Source organism: Isoptericola halotolerans, assembly GCF_003003075.1.
GTDB lineage: Bacteria > Actinomycetota > Actinomycetes > Actinomycetales > Cellulomonadaceae > Isoptericola > Isoptericola halotolerans_A.
The window spans coordinates 209078-233806 of record NZ_PVTX01000002.1 but is presented as its reverse complement, the minus strand read 5'-3'; the positions used below and the strand labels follow the sequence as shown (position 1 = coordinate 233806).

General features: G+C 73.6%; 23 protein-coding genes. 15 read left to right on the top strand and 8 right to left on the bottom strand.

Annotation, left to right across the window (positions count from 1 at the left end; all coding sequences use genetic code 11):
- Positions 1-34: 34 nt before the first annotated feature.
- Positions 35-406 carry an STAS domain-containing protein gene (locus BCL65_RS04330; RefSeq protein WP_106265546.1) on the top strand — a complete coding sequence of 124 codons (372 nt, stop codon included), beginning with the start codon at positions 35-37 and terminating at the stop codon, positions 404-406.
- Between the two features lie 24 nt (positions 407-430).
- On the opposite strand, the gene BCL65_RS04325 is transcribed toward BCL65_RS04330, so the two are convergent.
- Positions 431-1468 carry a LacI family DNA-binding transcriptional regulator gene (locus BCL65_RS04325; protein ID WP_106265944.1) on the bottom strand — a complete coding sequence of 346 codons (1038 nt, stop codon included), beginning with the start codon at positions 1466-1468 and terminating at the stop codon, positions 431-433.
- 62 nt (positions 1469-1530) lie between these two features.
- On the opposite strand from BCL65_RS04325, the gene BCL65_RS04320 reads away from it, so the two are divergent.
- The 8 genes from BCL65_RS04320 (at position 1531) to BCL65_RS04285 (ending at position 10386) form a co-directional block, all read left to right on the top strand.
- Positions 1531-3060 (top strand): alpha-N-arabinofuranosidase, encoded by a 1530-nt coding sequence (locus BCL65_RS04320; RefSeq protein WP_106265544.1) that lies wholly within the window; start codon positions 1531-1533, stop codon positions 3058-3060.
- Between the two features lie 118 nt (positions 3061-3178).
- Positions 3179-4366: a winged helix DNA-binding domain-containing protein gene (locus tag BCL65_RS04315; protein ID WP_106265542.1), complete on the top strand. Its 1188-nt coding sequence runs from the start codon at positions 3179-3181 to the stop codon at positions 4364-4366.
- Positions 4367-4370: 4 nt separating this feature from the next.
- Positions 4371-5627 (top strand): FAD-binding protein, encoded by a 1257-nt coding sequence (locus tag BCL65_RS04310; RefSeq protein WP_106265540.1) that lies wholly within the window; start codon positions 4371-4373, stop codon positions 5625-5627.
- Positions 5628-5728: 101 nt separating this feature from the next.
- The gene (locus BCL65_RS04305) at positions 5729-7306 is read left to right on the top strand and encodes a sodium-dependent transporter (RefSeq protein ID WP_106265942.1); all 1578 of its coding nucleotides are present in this window, start codon (positions 5729-5731) and stop codon (positions 7304-7306) included.
- The gene (locus tag BCL65_RS04300; RefSeq protein ID WP_106265538.1) at positions 7303-7470 is read left to right on the top strand and encodes a methionine/alanine import family NSS transporter small subunit; all 168 of its coding nucleotides are present in this window, start codon (positions 7303-7305) and stop codon (positions 7468-7470) included. The genes BCL65_RS04305 and BCL65_RS04300 overlap by 4 nt, the downstream gene beginning before the upstream one ends.
- 234 nt (positions 7471-7704) lie before the next feature.
- Entirely contained in the window at positions 7705-8646 is a 942-nt protein-coding gene (locus tag BCL65_RS04295) for an ABC transporter substrate-binding protein (RefSeq protein WP_106265536.1), read from the top strand.
- Position 8647: 1 nt separating this feature from the next.
- Complete coding sequence (locus BCL65_RS04290; protein WP_106265534.1) at positions 8648-9598, top strand: amino acid ABC transporter permease; 951 nt, start codon at positions 8648-8650, stop codon at positions 9596-9598.
- Positions 9595-10386, top strand: a complete 792-nt coding sequence (locus BCL65_RS04285; protein WP_106265532.1) for an amino acid ABC transporter ATP-binding protein — start codon at positions 9595-9597, stop codon at positions 10384-10386. Before BCL65_RS04290 ends, BCL65_RS04285 begins: the two co-directional genes overlap by 4 nt.
- A gap of 27 nt (positions 10387-10413) precedes the next feature.
- Here the strand turns inward: BCL65_RS04285 and BCL65_RS17925 are convergent, their stop codons facing one another.
- Positions 10414-11166 (bottom strand): hypothetical protein, encoded by a 753-nt coding sequence (locus tag BCL65_RS17925; protein WP_165799912.1) that lies wholly within the window; start codon positions 11164-11166, stop codon positions 10414-10416.
- A gap of 234 nt (positions 11167-11400) precedes the next feature.
- Here BCL65_RS17925 and BCL65_RS17920 point away from each other — a divergent pair, with 234 nt between their 5' ends.
- Positions 11401-11934, top strand: coding sequence for an RNA polymerase sigma factor (locus BCL65_RS17920; protein WP_165799913.1), 534 nt, complete (start codon positions 11401-11403; stop codon positions 11932-11934).
- Positions 11931-12716 carry a hypothetical protein gene (locus BCL65_RS04270; RefSeq protein WP_125206459.1) on the top strand — a complete coding sequence of 262 codons (786 nt, stop codon included), beginning with the start codon at positions 11931-11933 and terminating at the stop codon, positions 12714-12716. The genes BCL65_RS17920 and BCL65_RS04270 overlap by 4 nt, the downstream gene beginning before the upstream one ends.
- 41 nt (positions 12717-12757) lie before the next feature.
- On the opposite strand, the gene BCL65_RS04265 is transcribed toward BCL65_RS04270, so the two are convergent.
- From BCL65_RS04265 to BCL65_RS04255, 3 genes are read right to left on the bottom strand one after another with little or no spacing between them, the layout of a single operon-like run.
- Positions 12758-13480 carry a dienelactone hydrolase family protein gene (locus BCL65_RS04265; protein ID WP_243400761.1) on the bottom strand — a complete coding sequence of 241 codons (723 nt, stop codon included), beginning with the start codon at positions 13478-13480 and terminating at the stop codon, positions 12758-12760.
- The gene (locus BCL65_RS04260; RefSeq protein WP_106265523.1) at positions 13477-14556 is read right to left on the bottom strand and encodes a sensor histidine kinase; all 1080 of its coding nucleotides are present in this window, start codon (positions 14554-14556) and stop codon (positions 13477-13479) included. The genes BCL65_RS04265 and BCL65_RS04260 overlap by 4 nt, the downstream gene beginning before the upstream one ends.
- The gene (locus BCL65_RS04255; protein WP_106265521.1) at positions 14553-15278 is read right to left on the bottom strand and encodes a response regulator transcription factor; all 726 of its coding nucleotides are present in this window, start codon (positions 15276-15278) and stop codon (positions 14553-14555) included. Before BCL65_RS04255 ends, BCL65_RS04260 begins: the two co-directional genes overlap by 4 nt.
- Before the next feature lie 233 nt (positions 15279-15511).
- Here BCL65_RS04255 and BCL65_RS04250 point away from each other — a divergent pair, with 233 nt between their 5' ends.
- Complete coding sequence (locus BCL65_RS04250) at positions 15512-15991, top strand: hypothetical protein (protein WP_106265519.1); 480 nt, start codon at positions 15512-15514, stop codon at positions 15989-15991.
- Between the two features lie 112 nt (positions 15992-16103).
- Here BCL65_RS04250 and BCL65_RS04245 read toward each other — a convergent pair whose 3' ends face one another.
- Positions 16104-17051 carry an excalibur calcium-binding domain-containing protein gene (locus BCL65_RS04245; protein ID WP_106265517.1) on the bottom strand — a complete coding sequence of 316 codons (948 nt, stop codon included), beginning with the start codon at positions 17049-17051 and terminating at the stop codon, positions 16104-16106.
- A gap of 86 nt (positions 17052-17137) precedes the next feature.
- Here BCL65_RS04245 and BCL65_RS04240 point away from each other — a divergent pair, with 86 nt between their 5' ends.
- Positions 17138-20818 carry a TM0106 family RecB-like putative nuclease gene (locus tag BCL65_RS04240; protein WP_106265515.1) on the top strand — a complete coding sequence of 1227 codons (3681 nt, stop codon included), beginning with the start codon at positions 17138-17140 and terminating at the stop codon, positions 20816-20818.
- Positions 20819-20910: 92 nt separating this feature from the next.
- On the opposite strand, the gene BCL65_RS04235 is transcribed toward BCL65_RS04240, so the two are convergent.
- Positions 20911-21711 (bottom strand): hypothetical protein, encoded by an 801-nt coding sequence (locus tag BCL65_RS04235; RefSeq protein ID WP_106265514.1) that lies wholly within the window; start codon positions 21709-21711, stop codon positions 20911-20913.
- A 161-nt stretch (positions 21712-21872) separates the two neighbouring features.
- Positions 21873-22076, bottom strand: coding sequence for a transcription antiterminator/RNA stability regulator CspE (gene cspE, locus BCL65_RS04230; protein ID WP_106265512.1), 204 nt, complete (start codon positions 22074-22076; stop codon positions 21873-21875).
- A gap of 227 nt (positions 22077-22303) precedes the next feature.
- On the opposite strand from cspE, the gene BCL65_RS04225 reads away from it, so the two are divergent.
- Positions 22304-23149: an aldo/keto reductase gene (locus tag BCL65_RS04225; protein ID WP_106265510.1), complete on the top strand. Its 846-nt coding sequence runs from the start codon at positions 22304-22306 to the stop codon at positions 23147-23149.
- 177 nt (positions 23150-23326) lie between these two features.
- On the top strand, positions 23327-24628 hold the full coding sequence (locus tag BCL65_RS04220) for an ABC transporter substrate-binding protein (RefSeq protein ID WP_106265508.1): 1302 nt from the start codon (positions 23327-23329) through the stop codon (positions 24626-24628).
- The last annotated feature ends 101 nt before the right edge of the window (positions 24629-24729 follow it).

Sequence of the window (24729 nt, the reverse complement as noted above, 5' to 3'; positions counted from 1 at the left end):
GGTCGCCGACGGCACTACGGGAGCCAGCAACCCCATGGATACCGACCACACCACCGAGCTCGAGCACGATCCCGGGTCCGGCATCTCCTGCCAGCACCAGGAGGACAGCACCTACCTGACCCTGTGGGGCGAGGTGGACGCCGCGCTGCGTGAGGCGGCGAGCGACGCGATGTCCACCGTGGTGGCTCGCCCGCCGGGCATCCCCATCGTCCTCGACGTCCGCGACGTGACGTTCCTCGACTCGTCGGGCGTCGCCTTCATCCTGCAGATCTACATGCTCGGCCAGGAGACCGGTTCGCCGGTCCAGCTGCTCGAGCCCTCCGCCGCCGTGACCGAGGTCCTCGACATGGTCGGGATGGGCGGGCGCATCCCGATCATCCGCCAGGAGCAGCCCGCCGGTACCTGACCGGCCGGTGGGGGCACCCCGCGCTCAGCCGCGCCGCTCCCGGGTGGTGGCCCGCAGGACGAGCTCCGCCGGTGCGGTGACGTGCCGGGGAGCGTCCGCCGCGCCGTCGGCCCCTCGCCCGGGGCCGCGTGCGACGGCCACGTCGAGGAGGCGCAGCGCCTCGGTGGCCAGGTGCTCGTGGCCGGGGTCCACCGTGGACAGCGCGGGCACGGTGAGCTCGGACGAGGCCAGGTTGTCGAACCCGACCACCTGGACGTCGTCGGGCACCCGCAGGCCGGCTTCGGCGAGGCCTGCGAGGACGCCGGCGGCGAGCGTGTCCGTGACGGCGAGGACGGCGTCGAACGCGATCCCGTCCCGCACGATCCTGCGGACGGCCTCGCGGCCGGAGGCGAGGTCGGCCGGCGCGCGGACGACCAGCCCGGGCTCGGCCGCCGCCCCGGCGTCCTCGTGGGCGAGCGCCCAGCCGAGGGTGCGCGCCGGCATCATGCCGGCGTCGGCGGAGGGTTCGGCGCCGCCGACGACGGCGATCCGGCGTGCCCCGGTGGCCAGCAGGTGGGCGGTGGCGAGGCGGGCGCCGCCGACGTTGTCCATCCGGACGTGGTCGTAGCGGGCGGGCATCTGCTGCTCCCCGAGGAGCACCAGGGGCACGGACGTGCGCAGGTCGTCGAGGTCCGCGGCGGTCATCCCGACCACCGACAGCAGCACGCCGTCGTAGAGCTGCCAGCGCGCCCGGGTGACGGCGGCGAGCTCGGCCTCGCGGCTGGGTCCGGTCTGCTCGACGACGAGGTGGCGGCCCTCCGGCGCGAGGAGCCGGGCGAGCCGGGCGGCGAGCTCGCCGAAGTACGGGTGGTCGAAGAAGGGCACGGCGAGCGCCACGGTGTCCGTGCGCCCGGCCCGCAGGTGGCGGGCGGTGAGGTTGAGCTCGTAGCCGAGGTCGGCGGCGGCCCGCTCCACACGGGTCCGGGTCTGCGTGCTGACACGGCGCCGTCCGGTGAGGACGTTCGAGACGGTCATGGTGGAGACGCCCGCGGCGTGCGCCACGTCGCTCATGGTCGGCCTCACGCCCGTCACGGTATCGGTCAACCCCTTCCGTCCAGCGCGATTATATCGATAAACTCCTGCCCATGGATCAGACGACAGCGATCATCGACCTCGACCTGCCGGGCCCGCGCATCTCCCGGCACGTCTACGGGCACTTCGCCGAGCACCTGGGCCGGTGCATCTACGGCGGCTTCTTCGTGGGCGAGGACTCCGACGTGCCGAACGAGCGGGGCATCCGTACCGACGTCGTCGAGGCCCTGCGCGCGCTGAGCATCCCGAACCTGCGGTGGCCGGGAGGGTGCTTCGCCGACGACTACCACTGGCGTGACGGCATCGGCCCGCGGGACCAGCGGCCCCGCATGGTCAACTCGCACTGGGGCGACGTGGTCGAGGACAACTCGTTCGGCACCCACGAGTTCATGGACCTGTGCGAGCTGCTCGGCACGGACGCCTACATCTCGGGCAACGTGGGCTCGGGCTCGGTGGCCGAGATGAGCGAGTGGATCGAGTACCTCACCCGTGCCGACGACTCGCCGATGGCCGACCTGCGGCGTCGGAACGGGCGCGACGAACCGTGGAAGGTGCCGTTCTTCGGCATCGGCAACGAGGCGTGGGGCTGCGGCGGCAACCTGCGCGTGGAGCAGTTCGCGTCGCTGGCGCGGCAGTACTCGACCTATGTGCGCAACCACGCGGGCAACGAGGTGTACCGGATCGCGGCCGGGGCCTCGGACGCCGACCTGCACTGGACCGAGGTGCTCATGCAGTCGTTCGACGCGCTCGACCGCGCCGAGGAGGCGGACGCCCCTGCCGGGCCGTTCCAAGCGGTCTCGCTGCACTACTACACGATGACCGGCCCGTGGGCGGACAAGGGCTCGGCGACCGAGTTCAGCGAGGACGAGTGGTACCTCGCGCTGGAGCGGGCCGGCTACATGGACCAGCTGCTGACCCGGCACGGGCAGGTCATGGACCGCTACGACCCGCACCGGCGCGTGGGCCTCGTGGTGGACGAGTGGGGCACCTGGTGGAACGTGGAGCCGGGCACGAACCCGGGGTTCCTGTACCAGCAGAACACCCTGCGCGACGCGCTGGTGGCCAGCGTCCACCTCGACGCGTTCCACCGGCACGCCGAGCGGGTGGTGATGGCGAACATCGCCCAGACCGTCAACGTGCTGCAGGCGATGCTGCTCACCGACCCGGAGTCCGGCGCGCTGGTCAGGACCCCGAGCTATCACGTGTTCGAGATGAACACGGGCCACCACGACGCCGACTCCCTCGACGTGCACCTGCAGGGCGTCCCCACCCGGACCGGGGAGAAGAGCGAGCTGCCGCTGGTCTCGGCGTCGGCGTCCACGCGCGGCGGCACCGCGCTGGTCTCGCTGACCAACCTCGACGCCCAGGCCGGGCGCACGGTCGTGCTCGACCTGCGCGGTCGCGACGTCGTCGGCCACTCCGCCCGGGTGCTCAGCGCTCCCGGTCTCGCCACGCACAACACCCCCGAGGCGCCCGACGCCGTCGCTCCGGTGACGCTCGACGCCGTCCGCCCGCACGACCGCGGCCTGGAGGTGACCCTCCCGGCGCACTCCTACGTCACGGTGAGCCTCACCCTCGCCTGACCCGCGCGGTGGTGGGCGCGATCTCTGGCCCGATTCGTCCTTGTGAGCGGCATCTCCGGCCCAGAGATCGCGCCCACCACAGCGGCGGGATGTCGGGGTCGGGTGGCAGCATGCCGGCATGAGCGTCGACGCCGTCACGGTCCGCGCCGCCCGTCTGCGGGCCCAGCGCCTGCGCGAGCCGGACCTGCCCGACCTGCCGTCCGCCGTCGGGCACCTGCTCGCCGTGCAGGGGCAGGAGCTGCGCCCGACGCTCTGGGGGCTCAGCCGCCGCCTCGCGCCCGGCGCGCGCACCGGCGAGGCCCCGCAGGTCACGGAGCCCGTGGCGCTCCGGGCGCTCGACGAGGGCGCGTTCCTGCGCACCCACGTCCTGCGCCCGACCTGGCACCTCGTGCGGCCCGACGACGCCCGCTGGCTCCTCGAGCTCACCGCACCCCGCGTGGCGCGCACCATGGCCTCCACGGAGAAGCAGTGGGGCCTCGGCGACCCGACGGCCGCGATCGACGCCGTGGCCGACGAGGTCGCCCTCGGGGCGCGCACCCGCCCCGAGCTCGCCGCGGCGCTGGTCGCGCGTGGGCTGGTCGCCGACGACGCCCCCGGCATCGTGGTCACGCACGTGCTCATGCACGCCGAGCTGCGGTGCGTGGTCGTCAGCGGCCCGACGGCGCAGGGCCAGCACACGTACGTGCCCTTCGACGAGCGCGTCCCGCCCGGGTACGGGCCCCTCGGCGGACGGTTCGACCGCGAGGCCGCCGTGCTGGAGCTGTGGCGGCGGTACCTGCCCGGCCGTGCCTACGCGACGGCCAAGGACCTCGGGCAGTGGTGCGGGCTCACGCTCGCCGAGCTGCGCGCCGGGCTCGCCGTCCTCCTCGACACCGGCGAGGCCGTCTTGGTCCCGGGGCGCGACGGCCTCGACGGCGCGGCGCTCGTCAGCACGCCGGAGCTGCACGACGCCGCCACCCGCCCGACCGTCCCGCAGCAGGACGTGGCGCTCCCCGCCGCGGCGCCGCCGTCGGGCCCCGTGGTGGACCTGCTGTGCGGGTACGACGAGGTCCTGGCCTCCTACCGGGAGACGCGCGGCGTGCTCGGCGACCCGCGAGCGCCCGAACCCGGCCGCATCGGCGCGTTCGTCCACACCGTCGCCGTGGACGGGCTGCTGGCCGCCCGCTGGCGCTGGCCCGCCCGGCCCCCGCACGACGGCGAGGTCGAGGTGCAGTGGCAGCGCGACCCGGAGCCGTCCGAGCGTGCCGCCGTCCGGCAGGCGGCGACGGCGCTCGCGGCGTACCTGGACGCAGCCGTGGCAGGCTAGGCGGGTGCAGAACTGGGCAGGCAACCTCGACTACGCGGCGCACACCCTGGCGCGCCCGTCCACCCTCGACGAGCTCGCGACGGTGCTCGCCGCCGCGGGCCCGGTCCGGCCCCTCGGGTCGCGGCACTCGTTCAACGACATCGCCGACACACCCGGCACGCACGTCCAGGTGGACCGGCTCGACGACGGACGCCCGGCCGTCGACCTCGACCCCGCCACCGGCGTCGTCTCGGTCAACGCCGGGCTGCGCTACGGGGAGGTCTCGCGCGCGCTGCAGCTCCAGGGCCGTGGCCTGGGCAGCCTGGCCTCGCTGCCGCACATCTCCGTGGCCGGGGCCGTCGCCACCGGGACGCACGGGTCCGGCGACAGCAACCAGTCGCTCGCCGGCCCCGTCGTGGCGCTCGAGATCATGACCACCGCGGGGGAGCTGCGCCGGGTCAGCCGGGCCGACGACCCGGAGGTGTTCCCGGGCGCCGTCGTCTCGCTCGGTGCGCTGGGGATCGTCACCCGGGTCGAGCTGGAGACCATGCCGAGCTTCGACGTCCGCCAGGACGTGGCCGTCGACGTGCCGTGGGAGACGGTCCTCGGCAGCTTCGACGCCGTGAGCGGCGCCGCCTACTCCGTCAGCCTCTTCACCAGCTGGGAGGCGGCGGCGGTGCGCCACGTGCTGTTCAAGTCGCTGGTGCCCGCGGGCACCGTGGGCGAGCGCCCCGCGGCGGTGCCGGGCCTGCGGTGGGCGACGGAACCGGTGCACCCGCTGCCCGGCGTCGACGCCGCCGCCTGCACCGAACAGCTCGGCGTGCCGGGGCCGTGGCACGAGCGGCTCAGCCACTTCCGGCTCGAGTTCACGCCGTCGTCCGGCGCGGAGCTGCAGACCGAGTACCTGCTGCCGCGGCGCCACGCGGTCGCGGCGATCGAGGGCATGCTCGGGCTGGCGCCCCGGGTCGCGCCGCTGCTGCAGACCTGCGAGATCCGCACCGTCGCCCCTGACGACCTGTGGCTCAGCCCGTTCGACGAGGACTCCGTGGCGCTGCACTTCACCTGGCACCCGCGCGGCGCCGAGGTGGCGGCGGTGCTGCCCGCGATCGAGGAGCTCCTGCTGCCGCTGGGCGCCCGGCCGCACTGGGGCAAGGTCTTCGCGATCGACCCGGCCGAGCTCGGCGCCCTCTACCCGCGGTTCGGGGACTTCAAGGCGCTGACCGAGCGGTTCGACCCGGGCGGGCGGCTGCAGGGCGGCTACCTCGGCCGGTTGCTCGGCTGACCGCTGGACCGCCGACACGTTGCCTGTGCGTGCGGCATCGCGCATGATCGCAGGTGACGTGGTTTGACTCGAGGGCGATCGACGCGGAGGCTGTGGGACTCGTGAGCACTGACAACACGACTGCGGCACCACGCGAGCAGTTCACCGGGCAGGTCGGCTTCATCCTGTCGGCGATCGGTTCGGCGGTGGGGCTGGGCAACATCTGGCGCTTCCCCGGCGTGGCGTACGAGAACGGCGGGGGCGCCTTCATGGTCCCGTATCTCGTCGCCCTGCTGACGGCGGGCATCCCGATCCTCTTCCTGGACTACGCGCTGGGCCACCGGTTCCGCGGGGGCGCGCCGCAGGCGTTCCGCCGCGTGAAGGGGTGGCTGGAGAGCCTCGGCTGGTTCCAGGTGATGATCTGCGTGCTCATCGCCGTCTACTACGCCGCCGTGGTCGCCTGGGCCGCGAGCTTCTTCGTCTACTCGTTCGGCCTGGACTGGGGCGACGACGCCGCGGCGTTCTTCGTGGGCGAGCACCTCCAGCTCGCCGACGTCGGCGGGGCCGACCCGTGGCTCACGTTCGACTTCGTGGCCGCCGTCCTCATCCCGCTCGTCCTGGTGTGGGTCGCCGTGGTCGCCGTGCTGGCCGCCGGCGTGGTCAAGGGCGTGCAGCGGGCCAACGTCGTCTTCATCCCCCTGCTGATCGTCGCGTTCGGCATCCTCGTGGTCCGCTCGCTGTTCCTCGAGGGCGCGGTCGACGGCCTCAACGTGCTGTTCACCCCGGACTGGAGCGCGCTCGGCGACCCGTCGGTGTGGATCGCCGCCTACGGTCAGATCTTCTTCTCGCTCTCCGTGGCGTTCGGCATCATGATCACCTACGCCTCGTACCGCCGTCGCCGCTCCAACATGACCGGCCCGGGGCTGGTCGTGGCGTTCTCGAACTCCGGGTTCGAGCTGCTCGCGGGGATCGGCGTGTTCTCGGCACTCGGGTTCCTCGCGTCGCAGCAGGGCGTGACGGTCGCCGACCTCAACTTCCAGGGCGTGCTGCTGGCGTTCGTGACGTTCCCGACGATCGTCACCGAGATGCCGGGCGGCGCGTTCTTCGGCGCGCTGTTCTTCGGGTCGCTGGTGATGGCCGGATTCACCTCGCTGGTGTCGATCCTGCAGGTGGTCTCGGCCGCCGTCCAGGAGAAGTTCGCGCTGTCCCGCCGGGCGGCGACGCTCGGGATGGGGCTCACCCTCGGCGTCGTCTCCGTGCTCGGGTTCAGCACCACGACGGGCCTGATCCTGCTCGACACGGTGGACGCGTTCGTCAACAACATCGGGATCGTCGCCTCGGCGATCTTCATGTGCGTGTTCGTGATCTGGCTCTACCGCAGCGGGCCGGAGCTGCGCCACCACCTCAACACGGTCTCGACGTTCCAGGTCGGTCGCTGGTGGTACGTCTGCGTCGGTGCGATCGTCCCGGTCATGCTCATCGTGATGCTCGTGCAGTACGTCATCACGCGGATCAACGAGCCGTACGAGGACTACGACACCACGTACCTGCTGTACGCGGGCTGGGGCTCGGTGGCGCTGCTGTTCGTCGGTGCGATCGTGTTCTCGCTGCCGCGCTGGCGGAGCCGTGAGGAGTTCACCGCGTGGCCGCCGTACCCGCCGGTCGACGCCGCCACCGAGCAGAAGGGGTTCATCCGATGACCACCGAATCGATCCTCATGATGGCCGTGGCCATGGTGATCATCTGGGGCGGCCTGATCGTCAGCATCGTGGCGTTGCGCGCCCGTCCCGAGCGCGACGACCTCCCGCCGGGCGGCGTGGACGACCACCGCCAGGACGCGGGGATCATCGAGCACGACACGTAGGCCCTCACCCGCCCCGGACCGTTCCGCCGACGCCGGGGGTCCGTGCCGAGGTGGCAGTGCACGCTGCCATCTCGACACGGACCCCCGGCGTCGGCTCTTTCCGTGCCGGCGTGACGCACCTCATGCCCCGCCGGTTTGGTCGCCGTAGGAATAGGTATGCATACTCCTGCATAGACGCCGACCGCCCGACCGGGTCCCGGCGTCGTCCCCTCCCGCGACCCTTCGGAGACCGTCATGCGCGCCCGCCCCGTCACGTCCCTGTCCGCGCTCGCCGTCGGCGTCCTCGGCGCCGCCCTGCTGACCGGCTGCACCACCGCCTCGGAGGATCTCGGGTCCGCGTCGGGCGACGCCGCGGCGCAGGACGGCGCCGCCGTCCAGGGCTTCGACGTCTCCGGCGTCGAGGCCGACGCCGACCTGGCCGCCCTGGTCCCGGCGGACGTCGCCGAGGACGGCGTGCTGACCGTGGGCGCCGAGCTCTCCTACGCACCGGCGGAGTTCGTCGCGGCCGACGGCGTCACCCCGGTCGGGTTCGACGTCGACATCGCCGGCGCGGTCGCCGCGACGCTGGGGCTCGAGGCCGAGGTGGAGCCGTCGACGTTCGACGCGATCATCCCCGCCGTCGGCACCAAGTACGAGGTCGGCGTCTCGGGCTTCACGATCGACGCCGAGCGCCTGCAGGTCGCGCACATGGTCAGCTACTTCGACGCGGGCTCCCAGCTCGCCGTGGCGGCCGGCAACCCGGACGGCATCGACCCGGCCGACCTGTGCGGCGTCGTCGTCGGCGTGCAGACCGGCACCGTCCAGCAGGGCGAGCTCGAGACCGTCTCGGCCGACTGCGAGGCCGCCGGCTCCGAGGCCGTCGAGGTGCTGCCCTACGACTCGCAGGCCGACGTGACCACGAACCTCGTGGGCGGCAAGGTGCAGGCGATGTACGCCGACTCGCCCGTCACCGCGTACGCCGTGGACCAGGCGGACGGCGAGCTCGAGACGCTCGGCGACATCACCGACGCCGCCCCGTACGGCGTCGTCGTGGCGCAGGACGACACCGAGCTGGCCGAGGCCGTCCGGGCCGCGCTGCAGCAGCTCATGGACGACGGCACGCTGACGGCGATCCTCGAGGAGTGGGGCAACGCCGACGGCGCGCTGGCCACCGCCGAGCTCGACCCCGGCGTCTGACGTGCCCGCCCAGACCGCGCTGCCCGAACCGCTGCGCGCCCGGCCGGTGCCCCGGCCTGGCCGCTGGGTGTCCGGGGCGATCGTCCTCGTGCTCGCCGCGATGGTCGTCAACGCCCTGGTCACCAACCCGAACTTCCGGTGGGACACCGTCTGGCTGTACCTGCGCGACGTCAACGTGGTGCGCGGTGTCGGCTGGACCCTCGTGCTGACCTTCGGGTCCATGGCCATCGCCGTCGTGCTGGCGGTGCTGCTCGCCGTGATGCGCCGCAGCGACAACCCCGTGATGCGGTGGGTCGCCTGGTGCTACATCTGGTTCTTCCGTGGCACCCCCATCTACACCCAGCTCGTGTTCTGGGGCCTGATCTCGGTGCTGTACCCGCGGCTGAGCCTCGGGGTGCCGTTCGGCCCCGAGCTGCTGGTCTTCGACACCCGCACGGTGATCACGGCGTTCTGGGCGGCCCTGGTCGGGCTGGCCCTCAACGAGGCCGCCTACCTCGCAGAGATCGTGCGGGCCGGGCTGGGGTCGGTCGACGCCGGCCAGGCCGAGGCGGCCCGCGCCCTCGGCATGCCGGAGAGCAAGATCCTGCGGCGGATCGTGCTGCCGCAGGCGATGCGCGTCATCGTGCCGCCCACCGGCAACGAGACGATCTCGATGCTCAAGACCACCTCCCTGGTGGTCGCCGTCCCGTTCACGCTGGAGATCACCTACGCCACCAGCGCGATCGGTTCGCGCACGTTCGAGCCGATCCCGCTCCTCATCGTGGCAGCCCTGTGGTACCTGCTGATCACCTCCGTGCTCATGGTCGGCCAGCACTACCTGGAGCGGTACTACGGGCGCGGGGTCGCCGGCGGTCCCGGCGGCCGACGGCGGAACCGACGGCCGAGCAGGCAGGCCGCGATCCGCGCGGCCGGCACCACCCGTGACGACCCGTTTGCCGAGGTGACCCCATGAGCGACGTCCAGGCGACCCCCATGGTCGAGGCCCGCGGCGTGCACAAGGTGTTCGGCCACGGCGCCGAGGGTCTGCACGTGCTGCGCGGCGTCGACCTCGCCGTCCCGCGCGGCTCGGTGACGGTGATCCTGGGACCGTCCGGCTCCGGCAAGTCCACGCTGCTGCGCTGCCTCAACGAGCTGGAGCAGATCACCGCCGGCTCGGTGCACGTGGACGGCGAGCTGCTCGGCTACCGCGAGGACGCGCAGGGCGTGCTGCACCGCCTGCACCCCACGCGGATCGCCGCCCAGCGGTCGCGCATCGGCATGGTGTTCCAGCGGTTCCACCTGTTCGGGCACCTGACGGCGCTGGAGAACGTCATGGAGGCACCCGTCCAGGTGCGCGGGCTGTCGAAGCGCGCGGCGCGCACCCGCGCGCTCGAGCTGCTCGACCGGGTGGGGCTGACCGACCGGGTCGAGCACTACCCGGCGCAGCTCTCCGGCGGCCAGCAGCAGCGCGTGGCGATCGCGCGGGCGCTGGCGATGGACCCCGAGCTGATGCTGTTCGACGAGCCCACCTCGGCGCTCGACCCCGAGCTGGTCGGCGAGGTGCTCACGGTCATGCAGGACCTCGCGGCGTCGGGCATGACGATGGTCGTGGTGACGCACGAGATCGGGTTCGCCCGGGAGGTCGCCGACCACGTGGTGTTCATGGACGACGGCGCGATCGTCGAGCAGGGGCCCCCGGCCGAGGTGCTGGACCGGCCGAGCGAGCCGCGGCTGCAGGAGTTTCTCGCGCACGTGCTCTGAGGTCGTCGTCCCGGCCGGCAGCGCCCGTCAGAGGCGTGAGCAGGCCGAGCCCCAGTCGGTGTGCCCGAACGTGACCTTCTTCCAGATGTGGCCCGAGTACCCGGTGCTGGTGGTCTTCGTCTTGGAGATGCTGCGCGTCATCCCGCTGCTCCAGGTGGAGGACGGTCCGGTCAGCCAGGTGCTGCCGCGGTAGCAGCCCGAGGCGGACGACGAGATCTGGTAGATCCGCAGGAACCCCGAGACGCTGCCGGAGCCCCGGTACTTCCACGAGGCGTAGATCCGCCCGCTGCTCTTGTACACGCAGGCGGTGCCGGGGCCGTGGGTGCTGCTGCACGACGTGCCGCTCGACAGCGCCAGGGTCCGGACGTCGCCGGCCGGGGCGTCGGCCGCGCCGTCCTCGGCCGTCCCCATGAGGCGCTCCGCCTCCGGGGACGAGCAGTCCTCCACGAGGTCCACGCGATGGGTGGCCAGGTCGTCGGGCGCGCCCATGGCGCGGTTGTAGTCGACGTCGACCTCGTCGGAGATCTCTACCTCCTGCAGCTCGCAGCCACGTGTCGCGGCGTCCGCGTCCCAGTCGGTGGCCTCGGCCTGCGCCCGTTCCTCGGCCGCCCAGGACTCCCAGACGTGGTCGGGGCTGCCCGGTTCCGGCACGCCCGGCAGGTTCTCGCTCGCGGCGACGGCGGCGGGTGCCGACGTCGGCGCGAGGGCCAGCCCCAGCACGAGGGCGGCGGCGCCGAGGAGCACGCCGGCGCGGCGGTGGACGGTCCTGCATCGGCTCATGTCGTTCTCCTCGCCCTGTCGGGCGTCGTCGAGCGCGTCGTCTCCGGCGTCGTCCGGGGCGTCGTCGCCTCGACGTCGGGCCCGGAAGACGCTGACGGGTGGTGGTCCGGCGTGCACGAGTTGGGTGAGAGCGTACCGGCCGGGCCCTCCACCGCAACAGATCGTGCCCTACCGTGTAGGCATCGCAGCCCTGCCGGCAATGACAGGGTGATGGGTGAAAGAAGGTTGCGGAGCGTGGAGGACGCCGAGGCGCAGGAGCGGCTGACCGGGCTGTGGGTCGATCACCACGAGCAGGTCACGCGGTTCGTGGCGCGCCGCGTCGCGCCCGAGCTGGTCGACGACGTCGTCTCCGAGGCGTTCCTCGTGGCGTGGCGCCGACTCGACGACGTCCCGGCCGATCCTCGCCCCTGGCTCTTCGGGGTGGCGCGCAACGTCCTGGCGACGCACCTGCGCACGCACGGCCGCTGGCGCGCGCTCACCGTGCGCATCGAGCAGCAGCCCACCCCGACCCAGGAGGGGACCGACGACGTCGCCGCGGACCGCGCGGACCTGCGCCAGGCGTGGGAGCTGCTCTCCGACGGCGACCGCGAGGTCATCGCGCTGGTCGCCTGGGACGGGCTGACGACGGTCGAGGCCGCCCGCGTGCTCGGCTGCCGGCCCACCACGTTCTCCGTGCGCCTCACCAGGGCCCGCAAGCGTCTGCTCGCGTTCTCCGAGGTGCCCAGCGAGACGGCCGAGGTCCTGCAGAAGCTCCAGGAGGCGCGATGAGGTCCCCGATGCTGGCCGACCTCGCCGAGCTGGACCCCGCGCGTGAGCTGCACGCCCCGGGCAGCGCCGAGGACGACGCCCTGGCGCAGATCCTCGCGCAGTCGCGTGTGGCCCCCGCGGGGGAGCGTCGCCCGGGGGCCCGCCGTCCGGGGCGTGCGGCCGCCGTCGCGAGCGCCGCAGCCGCCGTCGCGGTCGCCGTCGTGGTCACCACGGTCACCCTCGACTCCCCGGCCGCGTACGCGTCGTGGACGCCGGTGCCCGCCGCGCTGCCCGCGGCGGAGCAGGAGCTGCGCGCCGAGCAGTGCGGCACCGGCGCGGCCGAGATCGTCGAGGGCCCCGACGGCCCCGTTGTGCAGGAGTCGCCCGTCGAGCCGGTGCTGACCGACGTGCGCGGCGACTACACCTACGTGGTGCTGGCCGGGGACGGTGCCTACTCCGAGTGCTTCGTCACGAGCACCGACGGCGAGCCCCCGATGGTCGTCACCTCGAGCGCCGCCGGCGTCGACCTGCCCGCACCGGACGCGCGCGAGCTGACGACCCTGCAGAGCGGGACGGCCTCCTGGTCCGAGGGGGACGGCACGGAGGGCGCGCTGACGTCCGCGTTCGGCCAGGTGGGCGAGGACGTCACGGCCGTCGAGCTGACCCTGACCACCGGCGAGGCCGTCGAGGCCTCCGTCACCGACGGCTGGTGGGCGGTGTGGGCACCGGGCGGGTCCGCGCTCGCGACGAGCGCCGAGGTCACCTACGCGGACGGCACGACGGCGCAGGTCGTCGTCGGGTAGCGGGGGCGTCCGGGTGCCGGCCCGGGCCACCGGGCCCCGGCTCACGGGGAGGCCAGGTGGCGCCTGAAGAACGCGACGATCCGTCGTCGGGCGTCGCGGGTGGCGTCCTCGTCGTACCCGGTCCCCGAGACGCGGGCCAGGAACCTCAGCAGCAACGTCTGGTCCGTGGGGTCGTGGTCGTTCATGAAGCCGTGCCCGACACCGGGATAGATCTTGACGTCGTGGGGGACGTCGAGCCCGGTCAGCAGCCGGTCGAGCCGCGCGCCGGCCCGGCCACCCAGCGGGGAGCGGTCTGCACCACCGAAGCTCCCCACGATCGGGCAGGCCTCGGCCAGCCAGTCCGCGGCGTCGGACGGGCACCCGCCGTAGTTCACGCTGGCACCCGCGAACCCGCGGTGGGCGGCCAGCGCGAGGGCGTACCCGCCACCCATGCAGAAGCCGATGACCCCGACGACTCCCGTGCACGCCTCGTGGTCGCTCAGCCATCCCCGGGCCGCTTCGATGTCGTCGAACGAGCGGCCCCTGCGGCGGACCAGGTCTCGCATGACGGTGCGGAGGCAGCCGAGTCGGCTGCCCCAGTAGTAGAGGTCGGGCGCCACGGCCAGAAAACCCTCGCCCGCCAACCAGTCGGCCTGGGCACGGAGGTCGTCGCTCATCCCGGTGACGTCGTGGACGACCACCACCCCGGGCCAGGGCGGTGGCACGTCCGGGGTCGCGCAGTAGACCGGCATCGTTCCTCGCCCGGTCTCGATCTCGTGGTTCATGGCCGGGCTCCGTCCGCCACGGGGGCGGTGTCTCGTGGCGGCCGCGCCGTGGGAGCCGACCGCGGCAGCGTGAGCGTGAAGCGGCAGCCGCGTCCGCCGTCGGGCAGGACGACGTTGTCCACGTCCACGCGGCCGCCGTGCGCCTCGGCGACGGAGCGCACGATGGACAGTCCGATCCCCGCGCCGCCCCCGCCGGGCGTGCGGGCGGCGGTGCCGCGCCAGCCGGCCTCGAAGACGCGGGGCAGGTCGGCGTCGGGGATGCCCCCGCAGGCGTCGGTCACCTGGACGACGACGGCGTCCTCGCCGGGCCCGCCCGTCGAGACCCGGACGCACACCGTGCCGCCGCGCGGGGTGTGCCGCACGGCGTTGCCGACCAGGTTCCCCAGGGCCCGTGACACCTCGCGGGCGTCCACGTCCGCGACGACCTGCTCGGTGACCTCGCCGGTCAGCCGGACGCCGGCGGCGCCCGCCAGCGTCCCGGCCGCGGCCAGGGTGTCCGACGCGAGGTCGCCCACGTCCGTCGGCTCGCGCCGGAGCTCGAGCGTCCCGGACTGCAGGCGCGACAGCGCGAGGAGGTCGTCCACCATGTCGCTCATGCGGCCGTTCTCCGCGAGGATCCCGGCGGCCGCGTCGGCGGGGGAGGTCACCTCGTCCTCCATCGCCTCGGCCAGCGCCCGGACGGCGGCGAGCGGCGTGCGCAGGTCATGGGAGACCCAGGCGACGAGCTCGCGCCGCCGCTCCTCGACCTCGCGGTCCCGACGGCGGGCGGCCAGCGCGGCCGTGCGCTCGGCGGTGAGCCGGTGGGTGCGCACCGCGAGGGCCGCCCCGACGCCGAGCGCCACCGGGACCGTGGCGAGCAGCAGCCACAGCACGGTCACGGAGTCGGCCTCCGAGAGGAACATCGCCCGCGCGCTGGCGTACACGCCGGCCGCGACGGAGGCGACCACCACCAGGGGTGCCAGGACCGCCGCGACGGAGGGCCGTCGTCGTCCCACCGCGACGACCGCCGCCGCACCGAGAGCGCCCACGGCCGCCGCCACCCCGGCGGCGAGCGCGACGCCGGCGAGCGGCGTCATGCGGTGCTCCCGGTGTCCCAGCGGTAGCCGACGCCGAACACGGTCACCAGCCGGACCGGCCGGGACGGGTCCGCCTCGACCTTCTCGCGCAGCCGGCGCACGTGCACCGTCACGGTGGAGCGGTCCCCGAACTCCCAGCCCCACACCTCGCGCAGCAGGGTCTCGCGGTCGTGCACCTGGCCGGGGTGCGCGAGGAACCAGGCGAGCAGGTCGAACTCGCGGGCGGTGACGGGCAGCTCCGCGCCGCGGCGCAGCACCCGGTGGGCGGCGACGTCCAGCTCCAGGTCGCCGTCGCGCAGGGTGCCCGACGGCGGCTCGGGGGGCGCGCTGCCGGGCCCGGCCGGGTGCGGCGCCAGCGCGCCGGCGCGGCGCAGCACGGACTGCACGCGCAGCGTCAGCTCGCGGGGGCTGAACGGCTTGGTGACGTAGTCGTCGGCGCCGACCTCGAGCCCGGCGATCCGGTCCTCCTCCTCGCCGCGGGCGGTCAGCATGAGGATCGGCAGCCCGGGGCGGTCCGCGCGCAGCCGCCGGCACACCTCGATGCCGTCCAGGCCGGGGAGCATCAGGTCGAGCACGACGGCGTCGGGCGGGCGGGTGGTCGCGGCCGCGAGGGCGTCGAGGCCGTCCACGGCGCGCTCGGCCGACAGACCGGCGCGCTCCAGGTAGGCCACCACCACGTCGGCGACGGTGGCGTCGTCGTCGACCACGAGGACCCGGACCATCCGCCCAGCCTAGGGCGGCGGCGGGTCGACGGGCGCGCCGGGAGACCGCAGGCAGGCAGCCGTCAGGAGACGGTAGGACGCGGGCCCGCGGGCGTCGGGGCGAGCCGTGATGACGGATGTCATGGCAGGCCCGTGAGGGGGCCACGTGAACCGGTGCACCCAGGCACTGCCCATCGCGCGAGAGCGCCCCGAAGATGGGATCACGTCCGCACGCCACGACCTGGGAGCACCTGATGATCGAGAACCTGCAGTCCTTCACCGAGTCCCTGCCCCCGCTGCTCCAGTGGGTCGGCGTGATGCTGGCCGGGGCGATCCCGTTCGTCGAGTCCTACGGCGGCTCCGTGCTCGGCATCCTCGCCGGGGTGAACCCCGTGGTCGCGATCGCGGCCGCCATCGTCGGCAACGTGATCTCCATGCTGATCTTCGTGCTGACGACCTCCCGCGTGCGGACCGCCGCCGTCGCGCGGCGGGACAAGCCGGACTCGCCGCGCCGCGCGAAGCTGCGCGAGCGGTTCGACCGGTTCGGGGTGCCGGGCGTGAGCCTGCTCGGCCAGACGGTGCTGCCCAGCCAGATCACCGCCGCCGCCATGGTCTCGTTCGGCGCCTCGCGCAACGCGGTGATCGGCTGGCAGATCGTCTCGATCATCCTGTGGGGCGTCGTGTTCGGCGTGCTGGGGATGGTGGGCTCCGACCTCGCCGGGTACGGCGTCTGAGCGCGTCGCAAGGGGCCACCCCGGCTGACCGGCTCTGCCGGTCAGCCGGTTCCCTCGTCGACGGTGCCGCGGGAGACCCTCGCGAGCAGGCGCCGGGTGCGACAGCCCGCGGCTACTCCCCGGCCTCGCAGGCGACGCCGTTGCCGTTGGGGTCCAGACCGTTGCGGTAGCCGGGCTGGCCCTGCTGGATGGGGGCCGCACCGGCGTCTCGCGCGCCGTTGCAGTCCCAGTACCACCACTGGCCGCCGCCCTGCTGCTCTTGCTGCTGCTGCTGCTGAGCCTGCTGCTCCTGGGCCTGCTGCTCGGCGTCGGCGATCTGGTTCTCCCGGTTCGTGAGCTCGGCGTCGCGGTCCGCGACCGCCGTCTCCCGCTTCTGGAGGTCCTTCTCGAGGCTGTCGAGAGCCTTGGCGCGCTCCTCGAGCGCGGCGCGGTCGGCCTCGACCTGTTCCTGGGCGATCTCGGCCGCCTCGACATCCCGGGTCGCGTCGGCGACCGCCTGCCGGGCGTCCGACGTCTGCACCATCGAGAACATGACGCCCAGGATGATCCCGAGCGCCAGGCAGGCCACGGCCACACCCGCGACCATCAGGGACGGTGGGCGCCGCCGGCGGGCCGGCCTCCCGGTGGCACCGTCGCCGGCACCCCGGGTCGGGGCGGGGCTGCCGGCCGGACGGCCGGGCGCGGGCGTGCCGAGAGGCGGCACCGGCGTCGTGGCGTGCTCGACCGGGTGCGGTCCTCCCGCGGGCGGGCCGGGCGGCGGCGCTGTGGGTGCGGCCGGGGCGGGCGCCGGTGGCTGTGCGGCGGGCCGCACGGCGGGTGCGGGTGCGGATGCCGGCGACGCCGTCGCGACCGGCGCGATCACGGTCGTCGCGCCGACGTCGTGCGTGGCGGAGGCGGCGGGGGCGAACGACGGAGCGGGTGCGGCCGCCGTCGGCTCCTCGATCCAGTACTCCCAGCCCGGCGGTGCAGGGGGCCAGGAAGGGTCTGGAGACCAGCCGGCGTCGGGCCGGAACCCGGGAGGGACCTGCCAGCCTGGAGGGGGGTTGAACCGCACGGACATGGGACTCCTTCGAGATCGCGCGGCCCCTACTATGGCGGACGCGACCGCCCGAGGTCCATGTCGGGGGCCACTGGTAGACCTGTCACATGTTCCTGCTGAGCGACGGCGACGGCGCTGAGGTACCGCCGACGGGCGGCGCGGAGCCGCGGCTCGTGCACTCGGCGAGCGACCTCGTGGTCGCCGCGGAGTGCGAGCACGCGCTGCTGCGGCGCCTCGACGAGGTGCTCGGTCGTACGCCCGGACGACGGCGCGAGCGCGACGAGATGCTCGAACGCACGGCAGCGCTGGGTGAGTCGCACGAGCGGGCCGTGCTCGACGAGTTCGTCGACCGGTTCGGCTGGGCGTCGGGCGACGGCCCTGGTGGTGTGGTGGCGATCGCGCCGCCGGGCCGCATGGAGCACGACGAGCTCGTCGCCGCGCACGCACGCACCCTCGCCGCCCTGGGGCGGGACGCCGACGTCGTCTTCCAGGCGTCGTTCTTCGACGGCCGGTTCCACGGCCGGGCGGACTTCCTCGTGCGCGACGGCGGGCCCCGCTACGCGGTGTGGGACACCAAGCTGGCCCGGCGTGAGAAGGTCCGCGCCGTGCTGCAGCTCGCGGCCTACGCCGACCAGCTTCTCGCGGCCGGCGTCGACCCGACGCCGCACGCCCACCTGGTCCTGGGTACCGGGGAGGTCACGGACCACCTGCTCGCCGAGGTGCTGCCCGTGTTCCGGGCGCGTCGCGAACGGCTGCTCGAGGTGGTGGAACGGCACGTGGCCGCCGACGCCCCGGTCGAGTGGGACGCGCCGGGCCACACGGCCTGCCGTCGGCTGGGCCAGTGCCCGGACTGCGCGGCGGCGGCCGAGGCGCACTCCGACGTCCTGCTCGTCGCCGGGGTCTACGGGACGCAGCGTGCCCGGCTGGGGGAGGCCGGCATCACCACGATGGAGGCGCTCGCCGCGGCGACGTCGCCGCCGGACGGGATGAGCGCCGACCGGTTCGCCGGGCTCCGGTTCCAGGCCGGGCTGCAGCTCGGCAGCGAGCCCGGGCACGGTTCGGTGAAGATCGAGACCGACGACGGCCCCGACGAGCTGCGGTGGGCGTTGACCGATCCGCGCTCCGTCGAGCGACTGCCTCCGCCCAGCGAGGGCGACGTCTTCTTCGACTTCGAGGGCGACCCCCTGTGGACGCCGTCGGACGGCGCGGGTGCCCCGGCGGCGTCCGGCATCGACTACCTGTTCGGCTGGGTCACCCGGGACCTCGACGCCGAGGGTCGGCCGGCGTTCCACGCCCTGTGGGCGGACTCGCTGGCCGAGGAGGCCCGCGCGCTCGTCGAGTTCGTGGACGACATGGCCGAGCGTCGCCGCCGGTGGCCGGACATGCACATCTACCACTATGCCGCCTACGAGCGGACGCACCTGCTCTCGATCGCCGCGCGGCACGGCGTCTACGAGGAAGAGGTCGACGAGCTGCTGCGGGCCGGCGTGCTCGTGGACCTGTACGCCACGGTGCGGGCCGGCCTGCGGATCTCCCACCGCTCCCGGTCCATCAAGAAGCTCGAGCCGCTGTACATGGGTGACGAGGCGGCACGCTCCGGCGTCACCGACGCGGCCACCTCCGTGGTGGAGTACGCGGAGTACTGCGACCTCGTCGCCGCGGGCGCCCGGGACGAGGCCGCCGCACGGCGGGCGGAGATCCTCGACTACAACCGGTACGACTGCCTCTCGACCCTCCGGCTGCTCGAGTGGCTGCGCCGCGCGCACGACGAGGTGGTGGGGCCGGTCCAGGTGCCGGTGGCGGCCCCGCTCGCCGTCCCGGAGGAGATCGCGGTCGACGACGCCCGTGCCGCCCGCGACCGGCTCGAGGCCGACGTCCGTGCCGCCGTCGAGCACGCGCACCCGCACGACCCGGGGGACGTCGCGGCCGTCCGGGCGCTCAACCTGCTCGGCGCGAGCGTCGGGTACCACCGGCGCGAGGGCAAGCCGTTCTGGCACGCGCACTTCGCGCGGCTCGAGCTGCCGCCCGACGAGTGGCCGGGCCGCCGGTCGGCATCGGTGGTAGCGGCGTGCCGGGTGCTGCGCGACTGGGAGGTCGAGCCCGGCCGCAGGACGCCGTCGCGCGTGCTCGAGCTGACCTGCCCGGCGGTGGAGGGCTCCGAGCTGCGCGTGGGCGTCGGCGCGTTCCTGCTGTACGAGGCGCCCGGGCCCGCCGCCGTCGGGGAGCTCGGGCCGCGCGCGGTGCGGGGCTGCCACGGCAGGGTCGAGATCACCGCGGTGCGCCGGGTGTCCGACGACGGCGGCGAGCGGGACGTCTTCACCGTGCGGGAGGCCGTGGGCCGCGGACACGAGCCGTACGCGGAGGCACCGTCGGCGATCTCCGTCAACGGGTTCGTCCAGGCGAAGCCGCAGGAGGCTGCGACCGCCGAGGCGGCAGGAGCGGCCCTCGCTGCGTGGCAGGCCGGGGAGGCGGACGGCATGGCGATGGCCGACCGGCTGCCGCCCGGCCCCATGACCGACCTGCTCCAGCGGCGCGTCCCGCGGGTCACCGGTGGCCTGCCGGTGCCGGCGCTCGCCGCCGACGGGGAGCCCGACGTCGTGGCGGCGGTCGAGGAGGCCGTGCGCCGGCTCGACCGGTCCTACCTCGCGGTGCAGGGGCCGCCCGGGACGGGCAAGACCTACCTGGCGTCGCACGTCATCGCGGCGCTGGTGCGCAGCGGCTGGCGCATCGGCGTGGTGGCGCAGTCGCACGCCGTGGTGGGCAACCTGCTGCGCGGGGTGCTCCGGGCGGGCGTGCCGGCCGAGCAGGTCGCCAAGAAGTCGTCGTCGGGGGACCCGGACGACGTGCCCTGGCAGGCGATGTCGCCGGAGCCGCTGGAGCGGTTCTCTGCGTCCGCCGGCGAGGCGGGAGACGGCTGCGTGGTCGGCGGGACGGCATGGGACTTCGCGCACGAGCGCTGGCCGGACTCCGGGCTGGACCTGCTGGTGATCGACGAGGCGGGCCAGTTCGCCGTCGCGAACACCGTCGCGGTGGCACGCGCCGCCTCACGGCTGCTGCTGCTCGGCGACCCGCAACAGCTCCCGCAGGTCACCCAGGGCACGCACCCCGACCCCGCCGTCGGGGGGTCGGCGCTCGGATGGCTCGCCGACGGGCACGAGACGCTCCCGGAGGGGCTCGGGTACTTCCTGCCGGCCTCGCGCCGGATGCACCCGGACCTGTGCGAAGGCGTCTCCGACCTGGCCTACGACGGCCGGCTGCACGCCCACGCCACCGCGCGCGGCCGATCCCTCGAGGGCATCGCGCCCGGGGTGCACGAGGTGCTCGTGGCCCACGAGGGTCGCGCGGTGGCCTCCCGGGAGGAGGCGGACGAGGTGGTGCGGCAGGTGCGCGCCGTCCTCGGGCGGAGCTGGGTCGAGGCCGCGGGCGGTGCGCCGCGGCAGCTCGGGCCGGCGGACGTCATCGTGGTCGCGGCCTACAACGCGCAGGTCTGGGTGGTGCGGCGCGCGCTCGAGGCCGCCGGCCTCGAGGACGTCCCCGTCGGCACGGTCGACAAGTTCCAGGGGCAGGAGGCGCCGGTGGCGATCCTGTCGATGGCGGCGTCGTCCCCGGAGGACGTGCCACGCGGCATGGGGTTCCTGCTGAGCCGGAACCGGGTCAACGTGGCGGTCTCGCGCGGGCAGTGGTGCGCGATCGTGGTCCGCTCACCACGGCTGACGGACTACCTGCCGACGTCCGTGCGGGATCTCGAACAGCTCGGCGCGTTCCTCCGCCTCCTCACGCCGAGGTAGTGCGGCTCACGCCGAGGTAGTGGGTCACGCGCCGAGGTAGTGGGTCACGCGCCGAGGTAGTGCGGCGCACGCCGAGGTAGTGCCGCTGCCGTTCAGATGTCGAACCCGCCGTCGAACCCGCCGCCGTCGCCACCGAAGAAGCCTCCGCCGTCTCCTCCGAAGAAGCCCCCGAAGAGCCCTTCGTCACCGGCCGCCTCGGCACCACCCGCGTCCGCCCCGGCCTCGGTGGTACCGGGATCCGCGCCCTCGGCTCCGGCGTCGCCGCCCTCGGCCCCGGCGTCGTCACCGGCAGCCGCATCCTCGGCGACAGGTGTCGTGGGGTCGCCGAACATCGGGCCGAACATCGCGTTCGCGACAGCGGAGCCGATGACCACGCCGGCCACCGTCCCGAGCAGGCTCGAACCGACCATCGCGCCGAACCCGGGCGCTCCCGCGCCGCCCTGCCCGCGGAAGGTCTTCTCGAGCGTGCCCGGGCTGCGCATCTCCGCGCGGGTCGCCATCCGGGCCAGGGCCTGCGGGTCGTCGGACGTGGCGCGCTCCGACGCCGGCACCGTCGCCCCGACCTCGGCCAGCACGCGCTGCCGCTGCTCGGGCGTGAGCTGCGAGAACGCTTCGGCGTGCGCCTGCTCGACGGCGTCCGGCGGGGCGGTGCGGAGCAGGTAGCGGTAACGGTCGATCGCCACGTCGTCAGGGTGGCGTTCGGTCGCCGGGCCCGACGCGGCCGGGCCGGACGGCGTCGTGCTGCGTGCCGTCGTCGGCCGCTGCTGGGAGGACCCGGCCTGGTAGGCCTGGGTGGGGGACTGGTAGCCCCGCGGGGTCCCGCCACCGGTCATGCCGGGGATGTCGGGACGCTCGTCGCGTGACCTGCCGAGGAGTCGGTCGAGGAAGCCCATGTCGGTGGAACGACCGGTACGACGCCGCGGTTCCCGGCCGGGCGGACGGGCTGGGACCGCCGCGGGGACGAGAAACGGCCCGCACCTGCTGCCGTGAGGCAACGGGTGCGGGCCGTTCGCACGAGGAGAGGGCCGCCGTCAGGCGACCGTCACACGCGAGATCAGACGGGGCGAACGTTCTCCGCCTGCGGGCCCTTCGGGCCCTGCGTGACGTCGAACTCGACCTTCTGCTCCTCCTCCAGCGAGCGGTAGCCCTGCGACTGGATCGCGGAGAAGTGAACGAACACGTCAGCGGTGCCGTCCTCGGGGGCGATGAAGCCGTAGCCCTTTTCGCTGTTGAACCACTTCACAGTTCCGGTGGCCATGGGGTACTCCTTCAAGAGTCGGCGACCCCGACTGTCGGGGGCGCTCATCACGGTGTTCGTCGTCAACTCTTGAAAGACCAAGGTCCGCCGACTGGCTGCGTCAATCCTGACGACACAACCTCGTCGACGCAGGACGGGTGACCGTCCCGGTACGAGCAACACACTGCAACAGGCTCAACCGTACGCGAGCGCGCGCCATCGCACCAGCACAAGACACAATGTTGTGCATGACTGTTCCCAGTATCACCCTGAACAACGGTGTCACGGTCCCGCAGGTCGGCCTCGGAGTCTTCCAGGTGCCCGACGACGGCACGCAGGCCAACGTGGAGCAGGCGCTGGAGCGGGGCTACCGGCACATCGACACCGCCGCGGGCTACTACAACGAAGACGGCGTGGGTGCCGCGCTGCGCGCGTCCGGCCTCCCGCGCGAGGAGCTGTTCGTCACCACGAAGCTCCGCAACGGGGACCAGGGCTACGACTCGGCGCTGCGGGCGTTCGAGGACTCGCGGCGCGCGCTGGGGCTCGACGTCGTCGACCTCTACCTGATCCACTGGCCCGTGCCGAGCAAGGACCTCTACGTCGAGACCTGGAAGGCGTTCGAGAAGCTCCTGGCCGATGGCGCGGTGCGGGCCGTCGGGGTCTCGAACTTCCTGCCGGAGCATCTGGACCGCCTGGTCAGCGAGTCGGACGTCGTGCCCGCGGTCAACCAGATCGAGGTGCACCCCACCTTCCAGCAGCTCGACGTGCAGGCGGCGTGCCGCAAGCACGGGATCGCCGTCGAGGCCTACTCGCCGCTCGGCCGTGGCGCCGATCTGGAGGCCTCCGCGGTCGAGTCGACCGCCTCCGCGCTCGGCGTGACGCCTGCCCAGGTGGTGCTGCGCTGGCACGTCCAGCAGGGCACGATCGTCATCCCGAAGTCGCTCTCCGCCGAGCGTCAGGCCGCCAACATCGACGTGTTCTCGTTCGAGCTGAATGAGGAGCAGATGGCTGCCGTGTCGGGGCTCGACTCCGGCGTGGCCGGTCGCACCGGATCCGACCCGGCGACCGCGGACTTCACCCAGTTCCGCGCCTGAGCACGGGGGCCGACCGCCGGGGCCGGGCCCGACGATGTGAGGCACATAACAGGTTCGTCACGATCCATCGGATGTGGCGCATCTGACACATCGCCGTCACACAATCGGGTTAGGTTCAGCGCCACTACATGCGGCATTGAGTGGCCGTAGGGAAGTCCGACCCCGAAGGGGAAGCACATGAATCGACGCATGACGGCTGCCAAGGGCATCGCCTTTGCGGCAGTCCTCAGCCTGGGCCTGGCGGCCTGCAGCTCCGACACGGAGCCGGAGGGCGAGTCCACCGCCGACGAGATGTCCGACGAGGAGATGGCTGACGCCGAGCCCCTGACGATCGGCACGATCCTGCCGGTCACGGGCACCCTCGCGTTCCTCGGCCCGCCCGAGATCGCCGGCGTGGGCCTCGCCGTCGCCGACATCAACGAGGCGGGTGGCGTGCTCGGCAACGACGTCTCCGTCGAGTGGGGCGACTCCGGCGACACCACCGACCCCTCGGTGGCCAGCTCGACGGCGACCGACCTCATCAGCAACGGCGTCTCGGCCGTCATCGGTGCCGCATCCTCCGGCGTCTCCCTGTCGGTCGTCGACACGTTCGCCGAGGCCGAGGTCATGCAGATCTCGCCCGCCAACACGGCGGCCGACCTCTCCGGCTACGGCGACTTCTTCGCCCGCACCGCCCCGCCGGACACCGTCCAGGGCGCCGCCCTCGGTTCGCTGATCCTCGACGGCGGCCACATGGACGTCGCGATGCTCGTGCAGAACGAGGCCTACGGCACCGGCCTGCGCGACCACACCCAGTCGGCCATCGAGGCCGGCGGCGGCTCCGTCGTGTACGGCGCCACCGGTGGCGGCGAGGAGTTCCCTCCCGGTGAGACCAACTTCGGTGCCCAGGTGACGGCTGCGCTGGCCACCGAGCCGGACGCGATCGTCATCATCGCCTTCGAGGAGACCGTGGCGATCGTCAACGAGCTCGTGGCGCAGGGCTGGGAGTTCGACGGGACCACGTACTTCTGCGACGGCAACCTGTCCAACTACGGCGACCAGTTCGACGAGGGCACGCTGGCCGGTGTCCAGGGCACGCTGCCCGGCGCCCAGGCCGAGGACGACTTCAAGGAGCGCCTCACCACCTGGTACTCGGAGAACGAGGGCGGCGAGCTGGCCGACTTCTCCTACTCCGCCGAGTCGTACGACGCGACGATGCTCGCCGCGCTGGCCGCGGTCAAGGGCGGAGCGACGGACGGCCGGACCATCGCCGACAACATCCGTGCGGTCTCCGGGTCCGAGGGTGGCACGGAGGTGAGCTCCTTCGCCGACGCGGTCGCCGCACTCGAGGCCGGTGAAGAGATCAACTACCAGGGCATGTCCGGCACCGGCCCGCTGAACGAGGCGAACGACCCGTCGTCCGCGTTCATCGGCATCTACGAGTACGACGACTCGAACGAGTACTCCTTCGTCCGGGAGATCGAGGGCTCGATCGAGTGACGCTTCACGGCTGACCCCTGGGTCGGCGAGGTGCGACGGCGGCCCGGTCATCTACGCGATGACCGGGCCGTCGTCGTCGTCCCCCGAGGTAGTGCCCCGCT